The organism is Pseudomonas sp. Au-Pse12, assembly GCF_021341665.1.
Lineage (GTDB): Bacteria > Pseudomonadota > Gammaproteobacteria > Pseudomonadales > Pseudomonadaceae > Aquipseudomonas.
Map to the genome: position 1 here is coordinate 108,332 of NZ_JAJTTH010000013.1, position 17,995 is coordinate 126,326.

Here is a 17,995-nt window from a genome sequence, read left to right on the forward strand (position 1 = left end):
GCGACTTTCTTCCTCGCCAATTCCTCGGTGTTTTCAGGCCTGGGGTTGATCCTGTGCTCGATCTTCAAGATCAGCCAGACAACTCACTAAAGGCACACACCATGACCCAGCAAAACCGCGAGAACCGAGCCCATCAACTGAGCCCCAACAACCCTGCCTGCAGGCGTTCACGGGGGGATGCCAGGGCAGCGATGGGCAGTAGCAAGAAACACCCCCAGGATGCCCGGGCGGATATCCAGAACATCAACAAGGGCACGGCAGGTACCAATCGCATCTATGACAAGGGCCAGGGCAATCGTGGCAAGCAGCTGAATCCCAATCAGTCGCCGTCGAAGCCTCGATGAGCAAGGCGTTGGGGCCGGCGTTGTGCCGGCCCTTTCCTTCAGGGCAGAGGATGGCCCAGAACCGTGAGCGCTTTGCGGTACTCCTGCGGATAGCTGGCGAACACTTCGCCGATCAATCGCGCAGGCAGGCCCAGCCGTTGCATCTCTTTCTGTAGAAAACGTGTTGTTTCGGCAAAGTGCAGCATTTGCCGCAGTGCATCGATTTCACTTCCTCCCTCGTAGTCGGCTGAACCTTGCAAGGCGGCAGCCCTGATCGCCACCGCCTCGGCAAGTGAACGCACGCTGGCGAGGGTAGGCCGGCCTTTGCCGCCAGTGATCCAATCACGCAGCAACCGCTGTTTGGAGGTGATGTCACGGACTTTGCCCTGATGGTACTCATGCTGCGCCCAGAGCTCGCCAAGGGCTGCCGTGTTAGCGCATCCCGCTAGCCGGGCAAAGTGTTCAAGGCAGTCGCCGAGGGGGTTGCTCCAGTCGGACTGGGGAGGCGTCAGCCTGGGCAGCCAGCGTTCCAGTGGCTGGCTATCCCGGGTTGCGCTGTGTTGCATCAGGTCCCAGTTCAGCACCACGGCATCGGCGGTCAGCCAGGCCGCAAAACGCAGCAATGTGGCGACGCTGTCGGCCAGTCTCGCCTGCATAAAATCCACATGGCTGGTCAGTGCCTGCTCATCGAGTGTGCTTGCCAGCAATGCCTTGAACCGAGCCCTTGAACCAGGAAGGCCGAGATCCTCGGTCAATGTGGAGTCGGCCAGTAGTGTCAGCTTCGCCACGACGCCGGAGGCACGAGGCAACAGCTTGCAGGCCAGATGCCATTCTGTCTCGAGCTTGTCTTTCCAATAGTCCACGCATCGCGGGCTATTGAAGAGTGGGCTAGCGATCAAGCCCCGCCATTCGACGTAGGGTCGCCATAGCGCATCCTTCTGCAGGATTTCTTGCTGCAGCTGTGCCAGCACCGGACGGCTTTGCAGCATCCTGTTCAGTTTGAGCTTCTGGGTAGGGCGCATCTCCTCCTTGGGCTGAGGGGCTGCAAACCACTTGCTGAAGGTCTTCCAGGTGAGCCAGCCGGGCCGATGCGCCTGTTCGTACAGATTCCTCGGCAGGGCCGACATGTGGAGCAAGTCGAAGACGGTGGCCATGGGCAGGAAGTACAGGCAGCCCTGATAGATGGGAATCAGGGCCTCTTGATCGGACGTTGCCAGGTTGGAATCCATTCCTTGCTCCTGATGACGCGGGGGTGACCTGTCGGTACGTGATCTTGTGCCGGTCTTGCGTGGAGGCGCCTCGGTACTGCGGGCCGGGACGCCGGGCAATCAGTACTGGCCGTTGACGGCTATCAAGCCGCCACTTGCGCCTGCATCTGCAACTGGCCGTCCACTTCGCGGGTCAGGCCGCTGGCGACGAACAGCGGCACCAGCAGCTTGTGCAGTTCAGGGTCGACGAAGTCCTTGACCGTTGCCAGGTCCAGGTCGCCGCTCACCGGCAGTTCGGCCTTGGTGAAGGACAGCCAGGCTTTCTTCAGCGCCAGCAGCACGTCGCTGCCGGCGGTGGCGGCGAAGCGGCGGTTGGCCACGCGGCCGGCGAAGTTGAAGCTGTGCTGGTATTCATAGCCGCTTTCGTCACCCTGGCTGGCGACACAGCGACCGCAGGAACAAGGGCCATCGGCGAAGGCGGCGCGCAGGTAGCTGTTGAAATCGACGATGGGCTTGAGGGCCAGGCGCTTGTCGACTTCGAACAGGTCGCCGGTCATTTTTGCTTCACTGCTCAAGGTCATTTTCCTCACTGTCAGGCGGTGTATTTCTCAAGGGGCGCACCATACCAGCCGGATCGGCGCAGGGGTACTTTTCTGCCGTTGCCTGGCGCTTGGGTGGGCGCGCCACGACCGGTGCGGCCCTGGGCAAGGCCGCGCCCAGCCTATGTCTGCCGCAGGCCTGGACGTCTGGCGCTATCGGCCGGCCGCTACAGTGCCGGGCGTGGCAGCTGCAGCCATTCCTGCACCGCCGGCCGCTGCCATTGACGCCGGGCATAGTCCACCAGGCGCGCCGGCACCGGGTCACCGTTGAGGATCAGCCGGTTGAGCATCAGTGCCAGGTCGACATCGGCAATCGACCACTGGCCGAACAGGCAGTCGCGGCCATCCGCCAACAGTGCTTGTGCGGCTTCGATCAGCTTGCTCGCCGCCGCTTCGGCCTGGGGCGACAGCGGTTCGCCCTGGCAGCCGTAGAACACCACCAGGGTCGAGCGCTCCTGACGGATCGACAGCAGGTCGCTGCGTAGCCAGGCCTGGACCTGGCGGGCCTTGGCCAGCTGTTGCGGGTCGCGGGGGTAGACCGGGTTGTGCGGGAACAGCTGCTCCAGGTATTCCGCAATGGCCGAGGATTCGGACAGGGCAAAGTCGTCGAGCACCAGGGTTGGCACACGCTGGGTCTGGGACAGACGAGCGTAGGCTGGCTCGCGGTTCTGCGCGGTGTCCAGGTCCAGGGGCAACAGGTCGAAGTCGATGCCCTTTTCCCGCAGCACCACGAACACGGACAGGGCATAGGGGCTGGTGAACTGGGCATCGACGTACAGGCGCGGGCGGGAAGCGGTCACGGCGGTATCTCCAAGGGGGGGAGCGCACACGCTAAGAGATCCCGGGGAATAAATAAAATGCGCGATTTTTATTCGGGCATTCCTTGTGGGAATACTGGCGTTCCAGCCTCAGTGCGCCGCGTGAGTGGCCAGCATTGGCAGGCACATTGCCTTGATCAACAAGGCAAAGTACTGGCCCCTGGCGGTCTGAAGTGTCGCCAAAATCACTTTATTTTCAGGTGGTTAGGTGACCGCAAAATGCGCCATGTGTTGATTACGCTGACTTCGTTTGCCCTGTTGGGCGGTGCCTCTGCGGCCCAGGCCCGGGAGCTGGCGGCCAATGACCGCTATGTCTGCAGTTGGGGCGCAGGCACTGCCGCCAGGGCCCAGGAATTGAAGTTGTCCGGGGTGTCGCTGTATGCGGCGCGGCAGAAAATCCAGACCTACAAGTTCAGCAAGGGCTGGATGCGCATGATGGCCCTGGGTATTACCGAGCAGACCTACGACAGCGCCTCGCGGATCAAGCCCGAGGCGCTGCGCAAAAGCTTTTACGAGGACTGCCTGAGGTATAAGTTGGCCCGTCGCTGACCTGCCGAGGCTTCTATGTTTTCTCCTGCCAACGTTATGTACCTGGACCTGTCTGCCCATCTGCTGGCGCCCGGGCAATGAGCCCGGCCGATCGACACTCGCCTCGCCAGCGGTACCCTGAGCAGGCCGCACGGGTCGCGGCGCTCATCGCCGCCGACCCGCTGCGCTGGCCGTTGCTGCAGCAGGTGCAGGCCCTGGGCCTTGATGACTGCTGGATCGGTGCCGGGTTTGTCCGCAATGCGCTGTGGGATCACCTGCACGGCCGAGCCTGCTCGCCGCTGGACAGTGACGTGGATGTCATCTGGTTCGATCGCCAGCGCTGTTCTGCCGAGCTTGATCGACACCTGGAGGGAATGCTGCGGGCGTGCCATCCGGGCATCGACTGGTCGGTGAAGAACCAGGCGCGGATGCACCTGAAGAACGGCGACTTGCCTTATACCTCCAGCGCCGATGCCATGAGCCACTGGCCGGAAACCGCCACCGCAGTCGCCGTCAGGCGCAGCGCCGACGGGGCGTGTGAAGTGTGCGCGCCACTGGGGCTGGACGACTTGTTCGACGGGGTGATCCGGCCGACGCCAAGGTTTGCCCAAGACCGGCGGCCGATCTTCCTCGAGCGGCTGCAAGCCAAGAACTGGCAGGGCCAATGGCCATTGCTCAGGCTGCAAGAGCGCTGAGCATTCGCCCTGCGCGTTCAACCCTCAGGCCTTGGGCATGAACCGGGTCGCGTCCCAGGGTGCAGGAGCGGGCGGTTTCACCAGGCTGCGGGCGTCGGCTGTGGCTGGGTGCTTGCCAGGGGGGAATATCAATCTGGATCATGAGTGGGACTTGTGATCATCGCGATTAAAATGAGTTTGTCTCATCTGTAGGCGAGTGTCGACAATGGCTCCCATCAAATACATTGGAGTTGTCTGTCATGGCTTTGGCCCATTCCCTAGGATTTCCGCGCATTGGCCGCGACCGTGAATTGAAGAAAGCGCAAGAAGCGTTCTGGAAAGGCGAGATCGATGAATCCGGCCTGCGTGCCGTTGGCCGCGAACTGCGCAAGACCCACTGGGACCTGCAGAAGAACGCCGGTATCGAACTGCTGCCCGTGGGCGACTTCGCCTGGTACGACCAGGTCTTGACCCATTCCCTGATGTTCGGCGTGATTCCCGAGCGTTTCCGTCCACAGAACGGCCCGGCCACCCTGCAGACCCTGTTCGGCATGGCGCGTGGCGTCAGCGACAGCTGCTGCGGTGGGGCCCATGCCCAGGAAATGACCAAGTGGTTCGACACCAACTACCACTACCTGGTGCCTGAATTCAGCGCCGACCAGCAGTTCCAGCTGGGCTGGGAGCAACTCTTCGAAGAGGTCGAGGAAGCCCGGGCCCTGGGCCATGCGGTCAAGCCGGTGGTGATCGGCCCGCTGACCTACCTGTGGCTGGGCAAGGCCAAGGGCGCCGAGTTCGACAAACTCGAACTGCTGGATCGCCTGCTGCCGCTGTATGGCCAGATCTTCCAGCGCCTGGCGGCCCAGGGCGTGGAATGGGTGCAAATCGACGAGCCGATCCTGGTCCTGGACCTGCCCCAGGAATGGAAAAATGCCTTTGAACGCGCTTACAACCAGATCCAGCGCGAGCCGCTGAAGAAGCTGCTGGCCACCTATTTCGGCGGCCTGGAAGAGAACCTCGGCCTGGCGGCGAACTTGCCGGTGGACGGCCTGCACATCGACCTGGTGCGTGCTGCCGAGCAATACCCGACCATCCTCGACCGCCTGCCGGCCTACAAGGTGCTGTCCCTGGGCCTGGTCAACGGCCGCAACGTCTGGCGTTGCGACCTGGAGAAAGCCCTGGCCACCTTGCAGCACACCCATGAACGCCTGGGCGAGCGCCTGTGGGTGGCGCCTTCCTGTTCGTTGCTGCACAGCCCGGTGGACCTGGAACGTGAAGACCAGCTGGATGCCGAACTCAAGAGCTGGCTGGCCTTTGCCGTGCAGAAATGCCAGGAAGTGGCGGTACTGGCCCAGGCGGTGAACCAGCCGCAGGCCCCGGCGGTGCTCAAGGCCCTGGAGCAGAGCCGTGCCGTGCAGGCCAGCCGCGCAGCCTCGCCACGCATCCACAAACCGGCGGTACAGGCGCGGGTCGCGGCGATTACCGCTCGGGACAGCCAACGTCAATCGGCGTTCCCCCAGCGCATTGCCCGGCAGCGCGCCGGCCTCGACCTGCCGCTGTTTCCCACCACCACCATCGGTTCGTTCCCGCAGACCGCTTCGATCCGCCTGGCGCGCCAGTCGTTCAAGCAGGGCAAGCTGACCGCCGCCGAATACACCGAAGCCATGTACAGCGAAATCCGTCATGCGGTGCTGGTGCAGGAGCGCCTTGGGCTGGACGTGCTGGTGCACGGCGAAGCCGAGCGCAACGACATGGTCGAGTACTTCGCCGAGCAACTGGACGGTTATGTGTTCAGCCGTTTCGGCTGGGTCCAGAGCTACGGTTCCCGCTGCGTCAAGCCGGCGGTGATCTTCGGTGACCTGAGCCGCCCGAACGCCATGACCGTGGAGTGGATCCGCTACGCCCAGGGCCTGACCGACAAGGTCATGAAGGGCATGCTCACCGGCCCGGTGACCATGCTGATGTGGTCCTTCCCGCGCGAAGATGTGAGCCGCGAAGTGCAGGCCCGGCAACTGGCCCTGGCGATCCGCGACGAAGTGCTGGACCTGGAGGCCGCCGGCATCAAGATCGTGCAGATTGACGAAGCGGCGTTCCGCGAAGGCCTGCCGCTGCGCCGGGCGCAGTGGCAGCACTATCTGGACTGGGCCACCGAAGTGTTCCGCCTGTGCGCCTCTGGCGTGCGTGACGAAACCCAGATCCACACCCACATGTGCTACAGCGAATTCAACGATGTGATCGAATCCATCGCTGCCATGGATGCGGACGTCATCACCATCGAGACCTCGCGCTCGGACATGGAACTGCTGGAGGCCTTCGAAGCCTTCGCCTACCCGAACGAGATCGGCCCGGGGGTCTACGACATCCACTCGCCGCGTGTGCCGGACGCCGCGGAAATGGCCAACCTGCTGCGCAAGGCCGCCCAGCGCATTCCTGCCGAGCGCCTGTGGGTCAACCCGGACTGCGGCCTGAAGACTCGCGGCTGGCCGGAAACCGAGGCGGCCCTGGTGCACATGGTCACTGCGGCCCGTCAGTTGCGTAAAGAACTGGCCTGACCCCCACCTGGCAACCCCGCCACCGGAGCACGTCAGCGTGCTCCGGTTTTTTGTTTCCTCTGCGGCATCGGGGGCCAGTGCTGCGGTGGCGAGTAACCCGTTGCCTGAGGCCGCAGGGTGTATCTGATCCGTATTTTTCTTGCGTATCTGCGTCTGTTATCAGAACAGCCATGGTTTGAAAATGGCGCGCCCGCCCGGCCTCCCGGCTGGAAACCGGGCCCGCTGCACCGCATACCTACTGTTCAGGAGGCCTGATGACTAAGATGGCGTTTTTCTTGTTTGGATTTTTAGCCTTGACCATCGCGCTCGGTGCGCTTGCGACTATCTCTCCGACCTGACCCCGGAGCCGTTCGCGGCTCTTTCCGCACATCCCCACGCAAACGGTGGCAGCCCGGCAAGTGCCGCCACTGTCTTGTACTCACTTGGCAAATTTTCGCGCCCCGGCCACGCAGAGGATCACCGCCAGCGTGACCCCGAGCATGCCCAGGCTGACCTGCTCATGCAGCAGGCCGGCGGCCAGGGCCAGGCCGAAGAACGGTTGCAGCAGTTGCAACTGGCCGACCGCGGCGATCCCGCCCTGGGCCAGCCCGCGGTACCAGAAGACAAAGCCGATCAGCATGCTGAACAGCGACACATAGCCCAGGCTGACCCAGGCCGGCAGGCTGATGCCGCTGAAGGAGGCGGGCGTACTGAACAGGGTCAGCGCGGCCATCAGTGGCAGAGACAGCACCAGGGCCCAGGAAATCACCTGCCAGCCGCCCAGGGTGCGCGACAGTTTGGCGCCTTCGGCATAACCCAGGCCGCACACCAAAACGGCCAGGAGCATCAGCAGATCGCCCTTGGGCGAGGCCGCAAGCCCCTGGGACAGGGCATAGCCCACCACCAAGAGGCTGCCGAGCACCGAGAACAGCCAGAACACCGGGCGCGGCCGCTCGCCGCCGCGCAGCACGCCGAACACCGCCGTGGCCAGGGGCAGCAGGCCGAGGAACACGATGGAGTGGGCCGAGGTCACGTATTGCAGGGCCAGGGCGGTCAGCAACGGAAAACCCAGCACCACGCCCAGGGCGACGATGGCCAGGGGCAGGAACTGTGCCTGGCTCGGGCGCCGCTCTTTGAACAGCAGCAGGATGCCCAGGGCCAGGAACCCGGCGATGGTGGCGCGGGCCACGGTGAGGAACAGCGGGTCGAACTCCAGCACCGCGACCCGGGTCGCTGGCAGCGAGCCGCTGAAGATCAGCACGCCGATAAAGCCGTTGAGCCAGCCACTGGCGGACTTGTCCAGGGTGGGGGATTGCAGGTTCGATGTCCGTTCCATTCAGGCAGTGCTCAAGAGGGGAGTGACCGCGGTGGCGGGGCTTGTGTCGGGAGCATCCTAGGGCTGAAAATCAGCACAATCAAAAAATTGTCATGGATACAGCCCCTATGGCCCGTGCCCGCTACAAGCAGCTGGTGGACGCTTTTGCCGCCGACATCCGTGCCGGGGTCCTGGCCCCCGGCACTCGCTTGCCCACCCATCGCCAACTGGCAGCGCGCGAGGGGCTGGCCCTGGTCACTGCATCGCGGGTCTATGCCGAGCTGGAGGCCATGGGCCTGGTCAGCGGTGAAACCGGGCGTGGCACCTACGTCCGGGAAACCGCCTTGCCCCCTGGCCAGGGCGTGGACCAGCAGGCCACGGCGGCGGGCACCCTGGACCTGAATTTCAACTACCCGGCCCTGCCCGGACAGGCCGAGCTGCTGCGCACAGCCTTGCGTCAGCTGGCTGCCACGGGAGACCTGGAAGCCTTGCTGCGCTACCAGCCCCATGCCGGACGTGGCCATGAACGGGCCACGGTGGCGCGGCACCTGGCCTGTCGCGGGCTGGTGGTGGAGGGCGAGCAGGTGCTGATGGTCAGCGGCGCCCAGCATGGCCTGGCGACCACGGTCATGGCCCTGCTCAAGCCCGGTGACGTGGTGGCGGTGGATGCCTTGACCTACCCCGGGTTCAAGGTGGTGGCCGACGCGCACGGGCTGGAGCTGCTGGCCATTCCCCTGAGCGAGCAGGGGCCTGACCTCGATGCACTGCAGCGCCTGTGCCAACGGCGGCGGGTGCGGGCGGTGTACGCCATGCCGACCCTGCACAACCCCATGGGCTGGGTACTGGACCTGGCCTGGCGCCAGCGGCTGGTGGCGATTGCCCGGGCGCACTCGTTGTTGATCATCGAAGACGCCGCCTACGCCTTCCTCGCGCAAGACCCGCCCGTCCCCCTGGCGGCGCTGGCGCCGGAGAGCACGGTCTACATTTCGGGTTTTTCAAAGAGTGTGGCCACCGGCCTGCGGGTCGGTTATGTGGTGGCGCCGTTGACCTGGGTCGAGCGCATCGAACGCACGATCCGCGCCACCACCTGGAACACGCCGGGAGTGATGACCGCCATGGCGTGCGCCTGGATCGAGGACGGAACGGTGCAGCGCCTGGAGCAGGAAAAGCGCGAGGACGCCACAGCCCGCCAGGCCCTGGCCCGTGAAGCGCTGACCGGGCTGGCCTGGGTCGGCCACGCGAGTTCCTATTTCCTCTGGTTGCCGCTGCCCGAGGAAGTCCGCGCCGACCAGGTGGCCCTGGCGCTGCTGCAGGAGAACGTCTCGGTGTCCACCGCCGAGCCCTTTGTCGGCGCCGGGCCGGTGCCCCACGCCATTCGCCTGGCGTTGGGCTCGGTGGGCCTGGCTGATCTGAGCGTGGCGCTGGCCAAGGTCCGGCAAGTGATTGGCCGTTACGCGTTCTAAAGCGGCAAGCGGCAAATTCCAGGCGTTGAACTTGAAGCGTGCCGCTTGAAGCTTATCGCTGCTTTTTTTAGAGCTTGAACTGGGTCACCAGGGCGTTGAGGTCCACCGCCAGCCGCGACAGTTCCTGGCTGGCGGCGTTGCTCTGGTTGGCCCCGGCCGAGGTCTGGGTCGACAGGTCGCGGATGTTGATCAGGTTGCGGTCCACTTCCCGGGCGACCTGGGCCTGCTCCTCGCTGGCGCTGGCGATCACCAGGTTGCGCTCGTTGATCATGGTGATGGCCTGGGTGATCTGGTCCAGGGCCAGCCCAGAGGCGCGGGCGGCTTCCAGGGTCAGGTGAGCGCGCTCGTTGCTGGTGCGCATGGCGCTGACCGCACCCTCGGTGCCTTCCTCGATGGTGTTGATCATGCTTTCGATTTCCTGGGTCGACTGTTGGGTGCGATGGGCCAGGGCCCGCACCTCGTCGGCGACCACGGCAAACCCGCGTCCGGCGTCCCCGGCCCGGGCCGCTTCGATGGCGGCATTGAGGGCCAGCAGGTTGGTCTGCTCGGCAATCGAACGGATCACTTCCAGCACCTGACCGATATTGCGCACGTCCACCGCCAGGTGCTCGACCCGTTCGCAGGTCTGGGTCACGTCTGCCGCCAGCTGGCCGATGGAATCCACGGTGTGTTGCACCTGCTCGCGGCCGTGATGGGCGGTGCGGTCGGTTTCCTGGGAGGCTTCGGAGGTGCTCACGGCATTGCGCGCCACTTCTTCCACCGCGGCGGTCATTTCGTTGACCGCGGTGGCCGCCTGTTCCACTTCATTGCTTTGCTGGTGCAGGGTCTGGCTGGAATGTTCGGTGACCGCGTGCAACTCCTCGGCGGCGGAGGCCAGCTGGTTGGAGGAATCGGCGATCCGCTGCAGGGTGCCGCGCAGGCTGGCCTGCATGGTCTGCAGGGCGTGCAGCAGGCGCGCCGGTTCGTCCTTGCCGCTGACCGTGATGCTCTGGCCGAGGTCGCCGCTGGCGATGGTTTCCGCCACGGCCACGGCCTGGCCCAGGGGGCGCACGATGCTGCGGGTCAGCAGCAGGGCCAGGGCGATGGTCAGGGCCACCACGATCAGCATCATCAGCATGACCATGCCGATGGCGCCCTGGAACACTTCACTGCTGAGCTCCGCGGCGGCGACGCCACCCCGGGTATTGGTGTCGATGATCTCCAGCAGGTCCTTGAGCATGGCGTCGGCGTTGGCCAGGAACGGGCCGCCGTCGACGACGTCGATGGCCGCTTCCCTGTGGCCTTGGCGCACCAGTTCCACCACCCGGTGCTGGTCCTTGATATAGGCCGCCTTGGCGCTGAGAAAGCGTTCATAGGCCGAGCGCTCGTCGGCTTCGGTGATCAGTTTTTCGTAGACGTCTTGTTGACGATTGAGTTGCTCGTCGAGCTCGCCGACGCGTTTGAGCAGGGCCTGTACATCGTTGTTGTCGCGCACCACCAGCATGCGCAGGGTGATGGTACGGATCTGGGTGCTGGTCAGGGCCAGAGCGTTGGCGGCAATGATGGATGGCTGCCAGTTCTGGTCGACCTCAAGGGATTGCTGGTTCATGCGCCGCATTTCCAGCAACGAGAAGCCTCCCAGGCCCAGGGCCAACAGGGCGATCAGGGCGAAGCTCAACCCTGCGCGGCGGGAAATGTTCATCGTTCTCAAGAGCATGACTGTGTTCCTTGTGGCAGCAAAAAGTACAACCGGCGAAGCGAGTCGCGGTTTGCATCTGTGCGGTGCGCGGTGGAGCGAGGCTCCACGGCACCGTCGGCTTTTTGCACACAAGGTAGGCGGCAGGCGCATCTGATCGGCGCCTTGTCCGGCGCTTTCCAGGGATGACAGGTGGCATGGCCGGCCTGGAAAACCCGCCGATGATAGCACGGTGACATCTATTTGCGGGCGCCTGGCCCGCGGCTTTCAGTGGGGTTCGCGGTGCAGGAAGCCTGCGATGGAGCGGGCGCTGGTCTCCGGGTCGACCTGCATGAAGCAGTGCTGGCCATCGATCACCTGGGTGCTCAGGTGCCGGTTGATGGCCGCCCAGCGCTTGATCGAACGGGCCACATAGGGGTAGCTGTCACGCCCGTGGATCACCAGGCTCGGGGTCTTTACCTGGCGCAGCGAGCGCCACAGCCGGCGGGGGAAGGAGCTGTAGATGTCCACTTCGCGCTCGGGGGTGCATTTGAGCGCCACTCCCTGCTCGTCGTCCTTCAGCCCGTGTTCGACATAGGCCGCCAGCGCGGCATCGCTCCAGCCCTTGAAGATGCCCCGGTTGGCCAATGCGGCCTTGGCGGCGGCGCGGTCCGGCCAGCGCTGGCGCCGGGCGGCGGCCTTGCGCGCCAGGGTGTGGCGGCGATTCAGGCCCAGGGCCGAAAGCACCCCCAGCGAGCCGATCATGCTCGGGGTGAAGATCACCGGGTCGAGCATCACCGCCTTGCGAAACAGTTGCGGGCGTTCAGCGACGATCAGGCAGGTCAGTACTCCGCCAAAACTGTGGCCGACGGCATAGCGCGGCACCTCGCCATAGGCGCCGAGCCCGGCTTCGAAAGCCTCGGCCGCCAGTTCCGCAGTACGGTTCCAGCCGAGGAACGGGCCGCCGTGGTCGGTGTCGCCGTGGCCCTGGACGTCGCTGAGCCACAGGTCGAAGGACTCGGCCAGCAGCGCCAGCATCGGCTGGTAGGCCATCGAGCAGAAACCGTTGCCGTGCAGGAAGTGCAGCAGTGGCTTGCCCGAGGGCGCGGAGCGCAGGCCGCGCAGGGTGAAGCCTTCGGGGCAGGGGTAGGACCAGGGGAGCAACTGCATGGGGCCTCTATTGGCGCGGTGATCACAGCCGGGCATTGTCGATGGCGCGGCCCTTGAGTCAAGGGCCGATCCTGACCGAGTCCAGCACTACGCGGTCTTGAGCTGGCGAAACGACAGGCTGATGCGCTCGCCAGCGTCCGGCGCCTTGGGAATCGCGTGCAGCCAGTGCTTTTGCAACTCGTCGGACATATGCAGCAGCGAACCGCTGGCCAGGCTGTAGTCGAAGGTGGCGCCGCTTTGCTTGTGCCGGAAGACCATGGCCCGGGCATGGCCCAGGGAGACAATCACCACCCCGGTGCCTGTCACCAACTGTTCATTGGCGTCGGAGTGAAAGCCCATGGAGGATTGGCCGTCGGGGTAGCAGTTGAGCAGGCAATTGTTGGGGCGAAAGCCCAGCAGTTGCTCGATCGGCCCGCACAGCTGTTCCAGCGCCTCGGGCATCGGCACCGCCGGGTAGGTGATCTGCGAATAGTCGTAGGGCGCGCCGAAGCTGGCGGTCTTGCGTGCCCGCATGCGCTCGTCCCACTGCACGCTGTCCTTGAGGTGGTTGAACAGCCGCTGCGGGTCGGCGATGAAGTCGGGGAAAAAGTCGATCTCGGGTGGATTCATTAGAGCGCTGCCAGTATTGAAAGGGGGGCAACTGCCGTGGGGCAGGGCCCGATCCTTATCGGTCCTTGATGTGTGCCTGGAGTGTGCCGCCTGCCACCGACTGGATGAAGTGCGCGGCCCTTTCGCCGAGGTCCGCCTGTGAGGCGCGGATCAGCAAGACCAGGGGCGCCAGGGACAGTGGGTCAATGTCCAGGCGTTGCTGGCTGGAGTCACGCAGTATCAGGGTCAGCTCGGTCCATTGCGCATCGTCGGCGGTCCGGCTGTCGCCATCGGAGTCCACATGGCAGCCGGCGCCCCACAGGTGCTCGGCAATCCGATAGAAAGCCGGGCGTGGTCCGGGATGATGGAGCAGCAGGGCGGAATCTGAGGGCATGAGGTCCGGTTCGGGCGAGGTGGCGTTCCAGGTCGGCAACGGTAGCTCGCCGCCGGCGCTCGGCGCAACCCGGGAAGGGGCTGGCCGGAGCGCTCAGCGTTGTAATTCAGCCGCCATTGGCACTGAGGATGCTCGCCACCTGGCGCGGCTGGCAATTGAGGTAGGGCGAGGATTTCAGCCAGCGCTGGTCCGGGTACCAGGAGAACATGAACTGGCCATCCTTGAGCTTGTCTATCACCTGGCGCGCCACTTGCGGGCGCACCGCCGGGCAGCCCTGGCTGCGGCCGATGCGGCCCTGGCGCTGGCTCCACAACGGGTTCACATAGTCGGCGGCATGGATCACGATGTCGCGGTCCCGGGCCCGGTCGTTGAAGCCGGGTTCCAGGCCGTCCATGCGCAAGGAGTAGCCATGGCTGCCTTCGTAGCTTTCCTGGGTGCGGAACAGGCCCAGGCTGGATTGGTAGCTGCCCAGGCGATTGGAGAACTGGGTGGCGAAGTTTTCCCCGGATTTCTGCCCGTGGGCCACCAGGTCGCGCAGCACCAGTTTCTTGCTGCGCAGGTCGAAGATCCACAGGCGCCGGGCGGTGGACGGTTGCGAGTAGTCGATGACCGCCAGGTGCCGGGCTTGCCGGGCGCCACTGCCGACTGCGCACTGCATCGCACTCAGCGCGCTTTTCAGGGCCTGGGGATTGAGTTCCGGGGCGGCGTGGGCGAGGCTGGCGTACAGCGTCGGGCTGCTGGTGGGATGAGCTTTGCTGGCGGCGAAAGAAGGCATGGAAAAGGCGCCCAGAGCAAGGACCGCCAAGCAGAATCGGCACAAGAAATTCAACATGAATAGAGCGTCCCCATGGTCACTTTGGCTCCTGACGTCCTGTCGTTCCCCCGGCAGTCTGGTCTATATGTTTAATGCCCAGGCTCGATTATTTTCCGCATCTGCCGTTATGGTTGGACGCCCGTCGGGCGCCCACGGATTGGAGTAAAGCAGTTGTTCAAAAAATCCGCATGTTACTTGAGCCTGTGCCTGCTCGCTGCGCCATTGGTCGCGCTGGCCGCCGAGCTGTCACCGGGCTCGGCGAGCCCGATGCAAACCGCCCTGACGCAACTGGCCGTGGCTTGCCCGGCGTTGGCGCCGCGCCTGAATTCCCCTGACCAGCAGCTGTTGCAGGGGTTCTACCGGGAGCAGGGCGAACAGCAGGTCTGGGCGGTCGAAGGGCGCCTGGCCAGCTTGCAGGCGCAGTTGGCGCAGTTGGTGGACGACGGCCTGGACCCGGGGCACTACCGCCTGCCGCTGGCGAGCTCGGCGGGGGACAGCCTGTGCAGTGACATCGATATCACCCATCAATATCTGCAAGCCTTGCAGGACCTGCACTACGGGCGCCTGGCGCAAAGTCGCTTCGAGCCGTTGTGGCGCGCCCAGCCGCTGCCGGACGATCGCCAGGGCGCGCTGTTGGCGATTGCCGTGCCGGGCATCGCGCACATCGCCACGGCCTTCGAGCAGGCGCGCCCCAGCCTTGAGCAATACCGCAATCTGCGCCAGGCCTATGCCCATGAACGCCAGCAACCCTTGCCCCAGTGGCAGGCCGTGGCCGGTGGCCCGTTGCTGCGTCCGGACATGCAGGACAAGCGGGTCCCGGACCTGGCCCAGCGCCTGTATCACGGCGGTTACCTGGCAAGCCCGGCGGTCAATCCGGACAACGCCTACAGCGGCGATCTGGTCAGCGCGGTGAAGAATTTCCAGCTCAGCCATTCGCTGCAGGCCGACGGCGTGGTCGGTGCCGGCACCCTGAAAGAGATGAACGTCAGCCCGGCCCAGCGCCGTGAACAGTTGCGCATCAACCTCGAACGCTTGCGCTGGCTGGCCCAGGATTACGAACCGAACCTGGTGCTGGTGAACGTCGCGGCGGCGCAGTTGACCTTCTATCAGCATGACGCCGTGGTCTGGCAGACCCGCACCCAGGTCGGCCGTGCCGAGCGCCAGACGCCGTTGCTGAAATCCCAGGTCACGCGGCTGACCTTGAACCCCACCTGGACCGTGCCGCCGACCATTCTCAAGGAAGACAAACTGCCGGAAATCCGCCGTGACCAGGGCTTCCTCAACCGCCAGAACCTGCAGGTGCTGGACGCCAACGGCCAGCCTCTGGCCGCCGAGGACATCGACTGGGAACGCCCGGGCAATATCCTCCTGCGCCAGGGCGCCGGCCCGCGCAACCCACTGGGGCGCATCGCCATTCGCTTCCCCAACCCGTTCTCGGTGTACCTGCACGACACCCCGAGCCAGGCCCTGTTCAGCAAGGGGCCGCGGGCCTTCAGCTCGGGCTGCGTACGGGTCGAACAGGCGCTGCAACTGCGTGACTGGCTGTTGAGCCCGGCGGAACGGCTGCGCACCAACGACCTCCTGGCCACCGGCCTGACCCACGAATTCCGCCTGGCCAAGCCGGTGCCGATCCTGCTCAGCTACTGGACGGTGCAGGCCGACCGCCATGGGCAACTGCTGTATGCCCCGGACATCTACGGGCATGACCAGGTGCTGTCGACGGCGCTGGGCAGCAAGATCTGACGCGGCTCTACAGGAAAGCCGACCGTGGCGAGGGAGCTTGCTCCCGCTGGGTGGCGTAGCCACCCCGAGGCCCTTATAGCGCTCTGGTGCGAGCGGGTTCGCTGGCCCCGATAACTTCAGCGCAAGCAAAAAAAAACGCCGCGGCGCCTGAATGGGCACGCGGCGTTTTCATGGTGGGGTTCAAGGCTGCGCGGGCGCCAGCTTGTCGTAGATCACATCCAGCGCCGGCCCCAGGTCGCCATCACCCTGGGTTACCGCCTTGATGCCCCTGGGCAGTGGCAGCGACGGGTCGCCGTGCACGCCCAACGGCGGCGGCAGCGATGCGACCTGCGCCGGCCGCTCATAGATCACCCGGCCTTCCTTGACGGTCTTGAGCACCAGGATCTCGCTCAGGGTCTCGGGCGCCACGGTCAGTGGGTTGGCCGAGAGCACGGCGAAGTCCGCCAGCTTGCCCGGGCTGATCGAGCCTTTGCGGTCCTCCTCGAAATGCTGGTAGGCCGACCACAGGGTCATTGCCTTCAACGCCTGCAGCGGCGTCACCCGTTGGTCCGGTCCGAGCACGTAGCCGCTGCGCGTGGTGCGGTTGACCGTGGCCGCCAGTACTCGCATCGAGTCGGGCAAGGCCACTGGCGCATCGTGGTGGGTGGTGAATGGCATCCCGGCCTTGAGCACCCATTGGGTCGGCGAGATGTTTTCCGCGCGCTCAGGCCCGAGTACCGATTCGCGGTGCCAGTCGCCCCAGTAGTAGGTGTGCATGGGGAACAGCGACGGGAAGATCTTCAGTTGCTTGAGCTCGGCCACCTGGTCCTTGCGCAGCGTCTGACCGTGGATCATCACCGGTCGTACATCGACCCCCGGGTAGGCCTGTTCCGCGGCGCGCATCGAGCTCAGCAACTGGTCAATGGCACGGTCGCCGTTGGTGTGGGAAAGGATCTGCCAGCGGTTGGCCAATGCCTCCTTGTAGAGGGCCACGGCATCGGCGTCCTTGACCACGCCATAGCCGGCATAGCTGGCGTCCTGGCCTTGCGGCGGCTTGAAGTAGGGTTGGGTCAGCCAGGCGGTCTTGCCCTGGGGCGAGCCGTCGAGGGTCAGCTTGACCCCGCCGATGCGAAAGTGCTGGTTGTACACCACCGGCTGGTTGCTCGGGTGATACCAGGGCGCGACCAGCAGTTCCTTGGCGCCGGGGGTGAGGATATCCGGGTAGGAAACAATATCCGCCAGCAGCTTGCCGTCGCCCGCGGCCTTGATCGCGGTCCGCACCTGGTCCGGCGAAGAGCGGCCGTCCTGGACCGTGGTGTAGCCATAGCTGATGTACAGCTTCTGCCCGGCGCTGAGCATGTCCACGGCCTGCTCGGCGGTGAGCTTGGGGAAGATCTTGATCAGGGCGTTGAAGAAGGCATTTTCCTCAAGTACGCCGTTGGGTTCCTGGCTGCCGTCGACGCGGCGGATCACCCCGCCTTCCGGGTTGGGGGTCGACGCGTCGATCCCCGCCAGTTGCAGAGCCTTGCTGTTGAGCACCCCCAGGTGCGAGGACTGGTGGACGATGGCGATGGGCAGCTCGCGGGTCACGGCGTCCAGGTCGGCCTTGGTGGGATGGCGCTGTTCCTGCAACTGGGAGTCGTCGTAGCCAAAGCCGAACAGCACGCCGAACTGCCGGGGAATGGGCGACTGCTGTTCAAAGTTGCGCAGGGTTTCCTGGAGCTTGGGGATGCTGTTGTTGGCCCCGTCCGGTGGCGGCAGCAGGTTGGCACTGGCGGCCTGGAAGCCCACCATCGACACATGGCCGTGGGGGTCGACGAAGCCCGGCAGCAGGGTTGCGCCCTTGAGGTCGAGCATCTGCGTGGTCGGGCCCTTGCTCTTGAGTACGTGCGGCCGGTCGCCCACGGCGAGGATCTTGCCGTCCTTCACCGCCACGGCCTGGACCTTGGGGTGCCGGTCGTCGAGGGTGATGATCGGGCCGTTGAACCAGATGGCGTCGGCCACGGGCGGCGGGCTGGCCGCCAGGGCACTGGCGCTGGCGATCTGGAGCGCCGCCACAAGCAGCGCGAGGGAGGTCTTGGACATGTCGGTTCTTCCTTGAAACGGGCTGGAGGGCACTAGCCTAGACGCAAAGCGCCGCCGCGGGTGGGCTGTTTGAGGTATCTTGTGCGGCCTTTTTTCCCCTTGCTCAAGGTTT

The 17,995-nt window shown here is 65.0% G+C and carries 16 protein-coding genes and 1 pseudogene; 6 read left to right on the forward strand and 11 right to left on the reverse strand.

The genetic code is table 11. The annotated features are described in order from the left end of the window. Positions 1–101 precede the first annotated feature (101 nt). Entirely contained in the window at positions 102–344 is a 243-nt protein-coding gene (locus LXM55_RS28575; RefSeq protein WP_233323469.1) for a hypothetical protein, read from the forward strand. A gap of 38 nt (positions 345–382) precedes the next feature. Here LXM55_RS28575 and LXM55_RS28580 read toward each other — a convergent pair whose 3' ends face one another. The 3 genes from LXM55_RS28580 to yfcF form a co-directional block, all read right to left on the reverse strand. Then, positions 383–1,552: a hypothetical protein gene (locus LXM55_RS28580; RefSeq protein ID WP_233323470.1), complete on the reverse strand. Its 1,170-nt coding sequence runs from the start codon at positions 1,550–1,552 to the stop codon at positions 383–385. Positions 1,553–1,674: 122 nt separating this feature from the next. Further along, positions 1,675–2,112 carry a hypothetical protein gene (locus LXM55_RS28585; RefSeq protein ID WP_233323471.1) on the reverse strand — a complete coding sequence of 146 codons (438 nt, stop codon included), beginning with the start codon at positions 2,110–2,112 and terminating at the stop codon, positions 1,675–1,677. Between the two features lie 185 nt (positions 2,113–2,297). After that, a complete protein-coding gene (gene yfcF, locus LXM55_RS28590) occupies positions 2,298–2,930 on the reverse strand; it encodes a glutathione transferase (protein ID WP_233323472.1) in 633 nt (210 codons plus the stop codon). A 237-nt stretch (positions 2,931–3,167) separates the two neighbouring features. Here yfcF and LXM55_RS28595 point away from each other — a divergent pair, with 237 nt between their 5' ends. From LXM55_RS28595 to metE, 3 genes are all read left to right on the forward strand, one after another. Beyond that, a complete protein-coding gene (locus LXM55_RS28595) occupies positions 3,168–3,497 on the forward strand; it encodes a hypothetical protein (protein WP_233323473.1) in 330 nt (109 codons plus the stop codon). A 77-nt stretch (positions 3,498–3,574) separates the two neighbouring features. Continuing rightward, on the forward strand, positions 3,575–4,171 hold the full coding sequence (locus LXM55_RS28600; protein ID WP_233323474.1) for a nucleotidyltransferase family protein: 597 nt from the start codon (positions 3,575–3,577) through the stop codon (positions 4,169–4,171). A 239-nt stretch (positions 4,172–4,410) separates the two neighbouring features. Beyond that, entirely contained in the window at positions 4,411–6,699 is a 2,289-nt protein-coding gene (gene metE, locus LXM55_RS28605) for a 5-methyltetrahydropteroyltriglutamate--homocysteine S-methyltransferase (protein WP_233323475.1), read from the forward strand. Positions 6,700–7,117: 418 nt separating this feature from the next. On the opposite strand, the gene LXM55_RS28610 is transcribed toward metE, so the two are convergent. After that, positions 7,118–8,014, reverse strand: a complete 897-nt coding sequence (locus LXM55_RS28610; protein ID WP_233323476.1) for a DMT family transporter — start codon at positions 8,012–8,014, stop codon at positions 7,118–7,120. Between the two features lie 107 nt (positions 8,015–8,121). Here LXM55_RS28610 and LXM55_RS28615 point away from each other — a divergent pair, with 107 nt between their 5' ends. Continuing rightward, complete coding sequence (locus tag LXM55_RS28615; RefSeq protein WP_233323523.1) at positions 8,122–9,456, forward strand: aminotransferase-like domain-containing protein; 1,335 nt, start codon at positions 8,122–8,124, stop codon at positions 9,454–9,456. A 67-nt stretch (positions 9,457–9,523) separates the two neighbouring features. Here the strand turns inward: LXM55_RS28615 and LXM55_RS32835 are convergent, their stop codons facing one another. The 6 genes and pseudogenes from LXM55_RS32835 to LXM55_RS28640 form a co-directional block, all read right to left on the reverse strand. After that, a complete protein-coding gene (locus tag LXM55_RS32835; protein WP_442799795.1) occupies positions 9,524–10,387 on the reverse strand; it encodes a methyl-accepting chemotaxis protein in 864 nt (287 codons plus the stop codon). Continuing rightward, positions 10,382–11,284: pseudogene (locus LXM55_RS32840) on the reverse strand (MCP four helix bundle domain-containing protein); the annotation flags it as partial. The pseudogene LXM55_RS32840 and the gene LXM55_RS32835, both read right to left, overlap by 6 nt. Before the next feature lie 114 nt (positions 11,285–11,398). Then, positions 11,399–12,280 (reverse strand): alpha/beta fold hydrolase, encoded by an 882-nt coding sequence (locus tag LXM55_RS28625; protein WP_233323478.1) that lies wholly within the window; start codon positions 12,278–12,280, stop codon positions 11,399–11,401. An 87-nt stretch (positions 12,281–12,367) separates the two neighbouring features. Next, positions 12,368–12,889, reverse strand: coding sequence for an alpha-ketoglutarate-dependent dioxygenase AlkB family protein (locus LXM55_RS28630; RefSeq protein WP_233323479.1), 522 nt, complete (start codon positions 12,887–12,889; stop codon positions 12,368–12,370). A gap of 55 nt (positions 12,890–12,944) precedes the next feature. After that, positions 12,945–13,262: a hypothetical protein gene (locus LXM55_RS28635; protein WP_233323480.1), complete on the reverse strand. Its 318-nt coding sequence runs from the start codon at positions 13,260–13,262 to the stop codon at positions 12,945–12,947. A 106-nt stretch (positions 13,263–13,368) separates the two neighbouring features. Then, positions 13,369–14,094, reverse strand: a complete 726-nt coding sequence (locus LXM55_RS28640) for a murein L,D-transpeptidase catalytic domain family protein (protein ID WP_233323481.1) — start codon at positions 14,092–14,094, stop codon at positions 13,369–13,371. A gap of 153 nt (positions 14,095–14,247) precedes the next feature. On the opposite strand from LXM55_RS28640, the gene LXM55_RS28645 reads away from it, so the two are divergent. Beyond that, positions 14,248–15,819: a L,D-transpeptidase family protein gene (locus tag LXM55_RS28645; RefSeq protein WP_233323482.1), complete on the forward strand. Its 1,572-nt coding sequence runs from the start codon at positions 14,248–14,250 to the stop codon at positions 15,817–15,819. Positions 15,820–15,999: 180 nt separating this feature from the next. Here LXM55_RS28645 and LXM55_RS28650 read toward each other — a convergent pair whose 3' ends face one another. Further along, positions 16,000–17,883, reverse strand: a complete 1,884-nt coding sequence (locus LXM55_RS28650) for an amidohydrolase (RefSeq protein WP_233323483.1) — start codon at positions 17,881–17,883, stop codon at positions 16,000–16,002. Between the last annotated feature and the right edge of the window lie 112 nt (positions 17,884–17,995).

What these genes read in the sequence shown, in the direction of transcription:
- LXM55_RS28575 (WP_233323469.1), top strand. Translation starts at nt 102, where the DNA reads ATGACCCAGCAAAACCGCGAGAACCGAGCCCATCAACTGAGCCCCAAC.
- LXM55_RS28580 (WP_233323470.1), bottom strand. Translation starts at nt 1,552, where the DNA reads ATGGATTCCAACCTGGCAACGTCCGATCAAGAGGCCCTGATTCCCATC.
- LXM55_RS28585 (WP_233323471.1), bottom strand. Translation starts at nt 2,112, where the DNA reads ATGACCTTGAGCAGTGAAGCAAAAATGACCGGCGACCTGTTCGAAGTC.
- LXM55_RS28595 (WP_233323473.1), top strand. Translation starts at nt 3,168, where the DNA reads ATGCGCCATGTGTTGATTACGCTGACTTCGTTTGCCCTGTTGGGCGGT.
- LXM55_RS28600 (WP_233323474.1), top strand. Translation starts at nt 3,575, where the DNA reads ATGAGCCCGGCCGATCGACACTCGCCTCGCCAGCGGTACCCTGAGCAG.
- metE (WP_233323475.1), top strand. Translation starts at nt 4,411, where the DNA reads ATGGCTTTGGCCCATTCCCTAGGATTTCCGCGCATTGGCCGCGACCGT.
- LXM55_RS28610 (WP_233323476.1), bottom strand. Translation starts at nt 8,014, where the DNA reads ATGGAACGGACATCGAACCTGCAATCCCCCACCCTGGACAAGTCCGCC.
- LXM55_RS28615 (WP_233323523.1), top strand. Translation starts at nt 8,122, where the DNA reads ATGGCCCGTGCCCGCTACAAGCAGCTGGTGGACGCTTTTGCCGCCGAC.
- LXM55_RS32835 (WP_442799795.1), bottom strand. Translation starts at nt 10,387, where the DNA reads ATGCAGGCCAGCCTGCGCGGCACCCTGCAGCGGATCGCCGATTCCTCC.
- LXM55_RS28625 (WP_233323478.1), bottom strand. Translation starts at nt 12,280, where the DNA reads ATGCAGTTGCTCCCCTGGTCCTACCCCTGCCCCGAAGGCTTCACCCTG.
- LXM55_RS28630 (WP_233323479.1), bottom strand. Translation starts at nt 12,889, where the DNA reads ATGAATCCACCCGAGATCGACTTTTTCCCCGACTTCATCGCCGACCCG.
- LXM55_RS28635 (WP_233323480.1), bottom strand. Translation starts at nt 13,262, where the DNA reads ATGCCCTCAGATTCCGCCCTGCTGCTCCATCATCCCGGACCACGCCCG.
- LXM55_RS28640 (WP_233323481.1), bottom strand. Translation starts at nt 14,094, where the DNA reads ATGTTGAATTTCTTGTGCCGATTCTGCTTGGCGGTCCTTGCTCTGGGC.
- LXM55_RS28650 (WP_233323483.1), bottom strand. Translation starts at nt 17,883, where the DNA reads ATGTCCAAGACCTCCCTCGCGCTGCTTGTGGCGGCGCTCCAGATCGCC.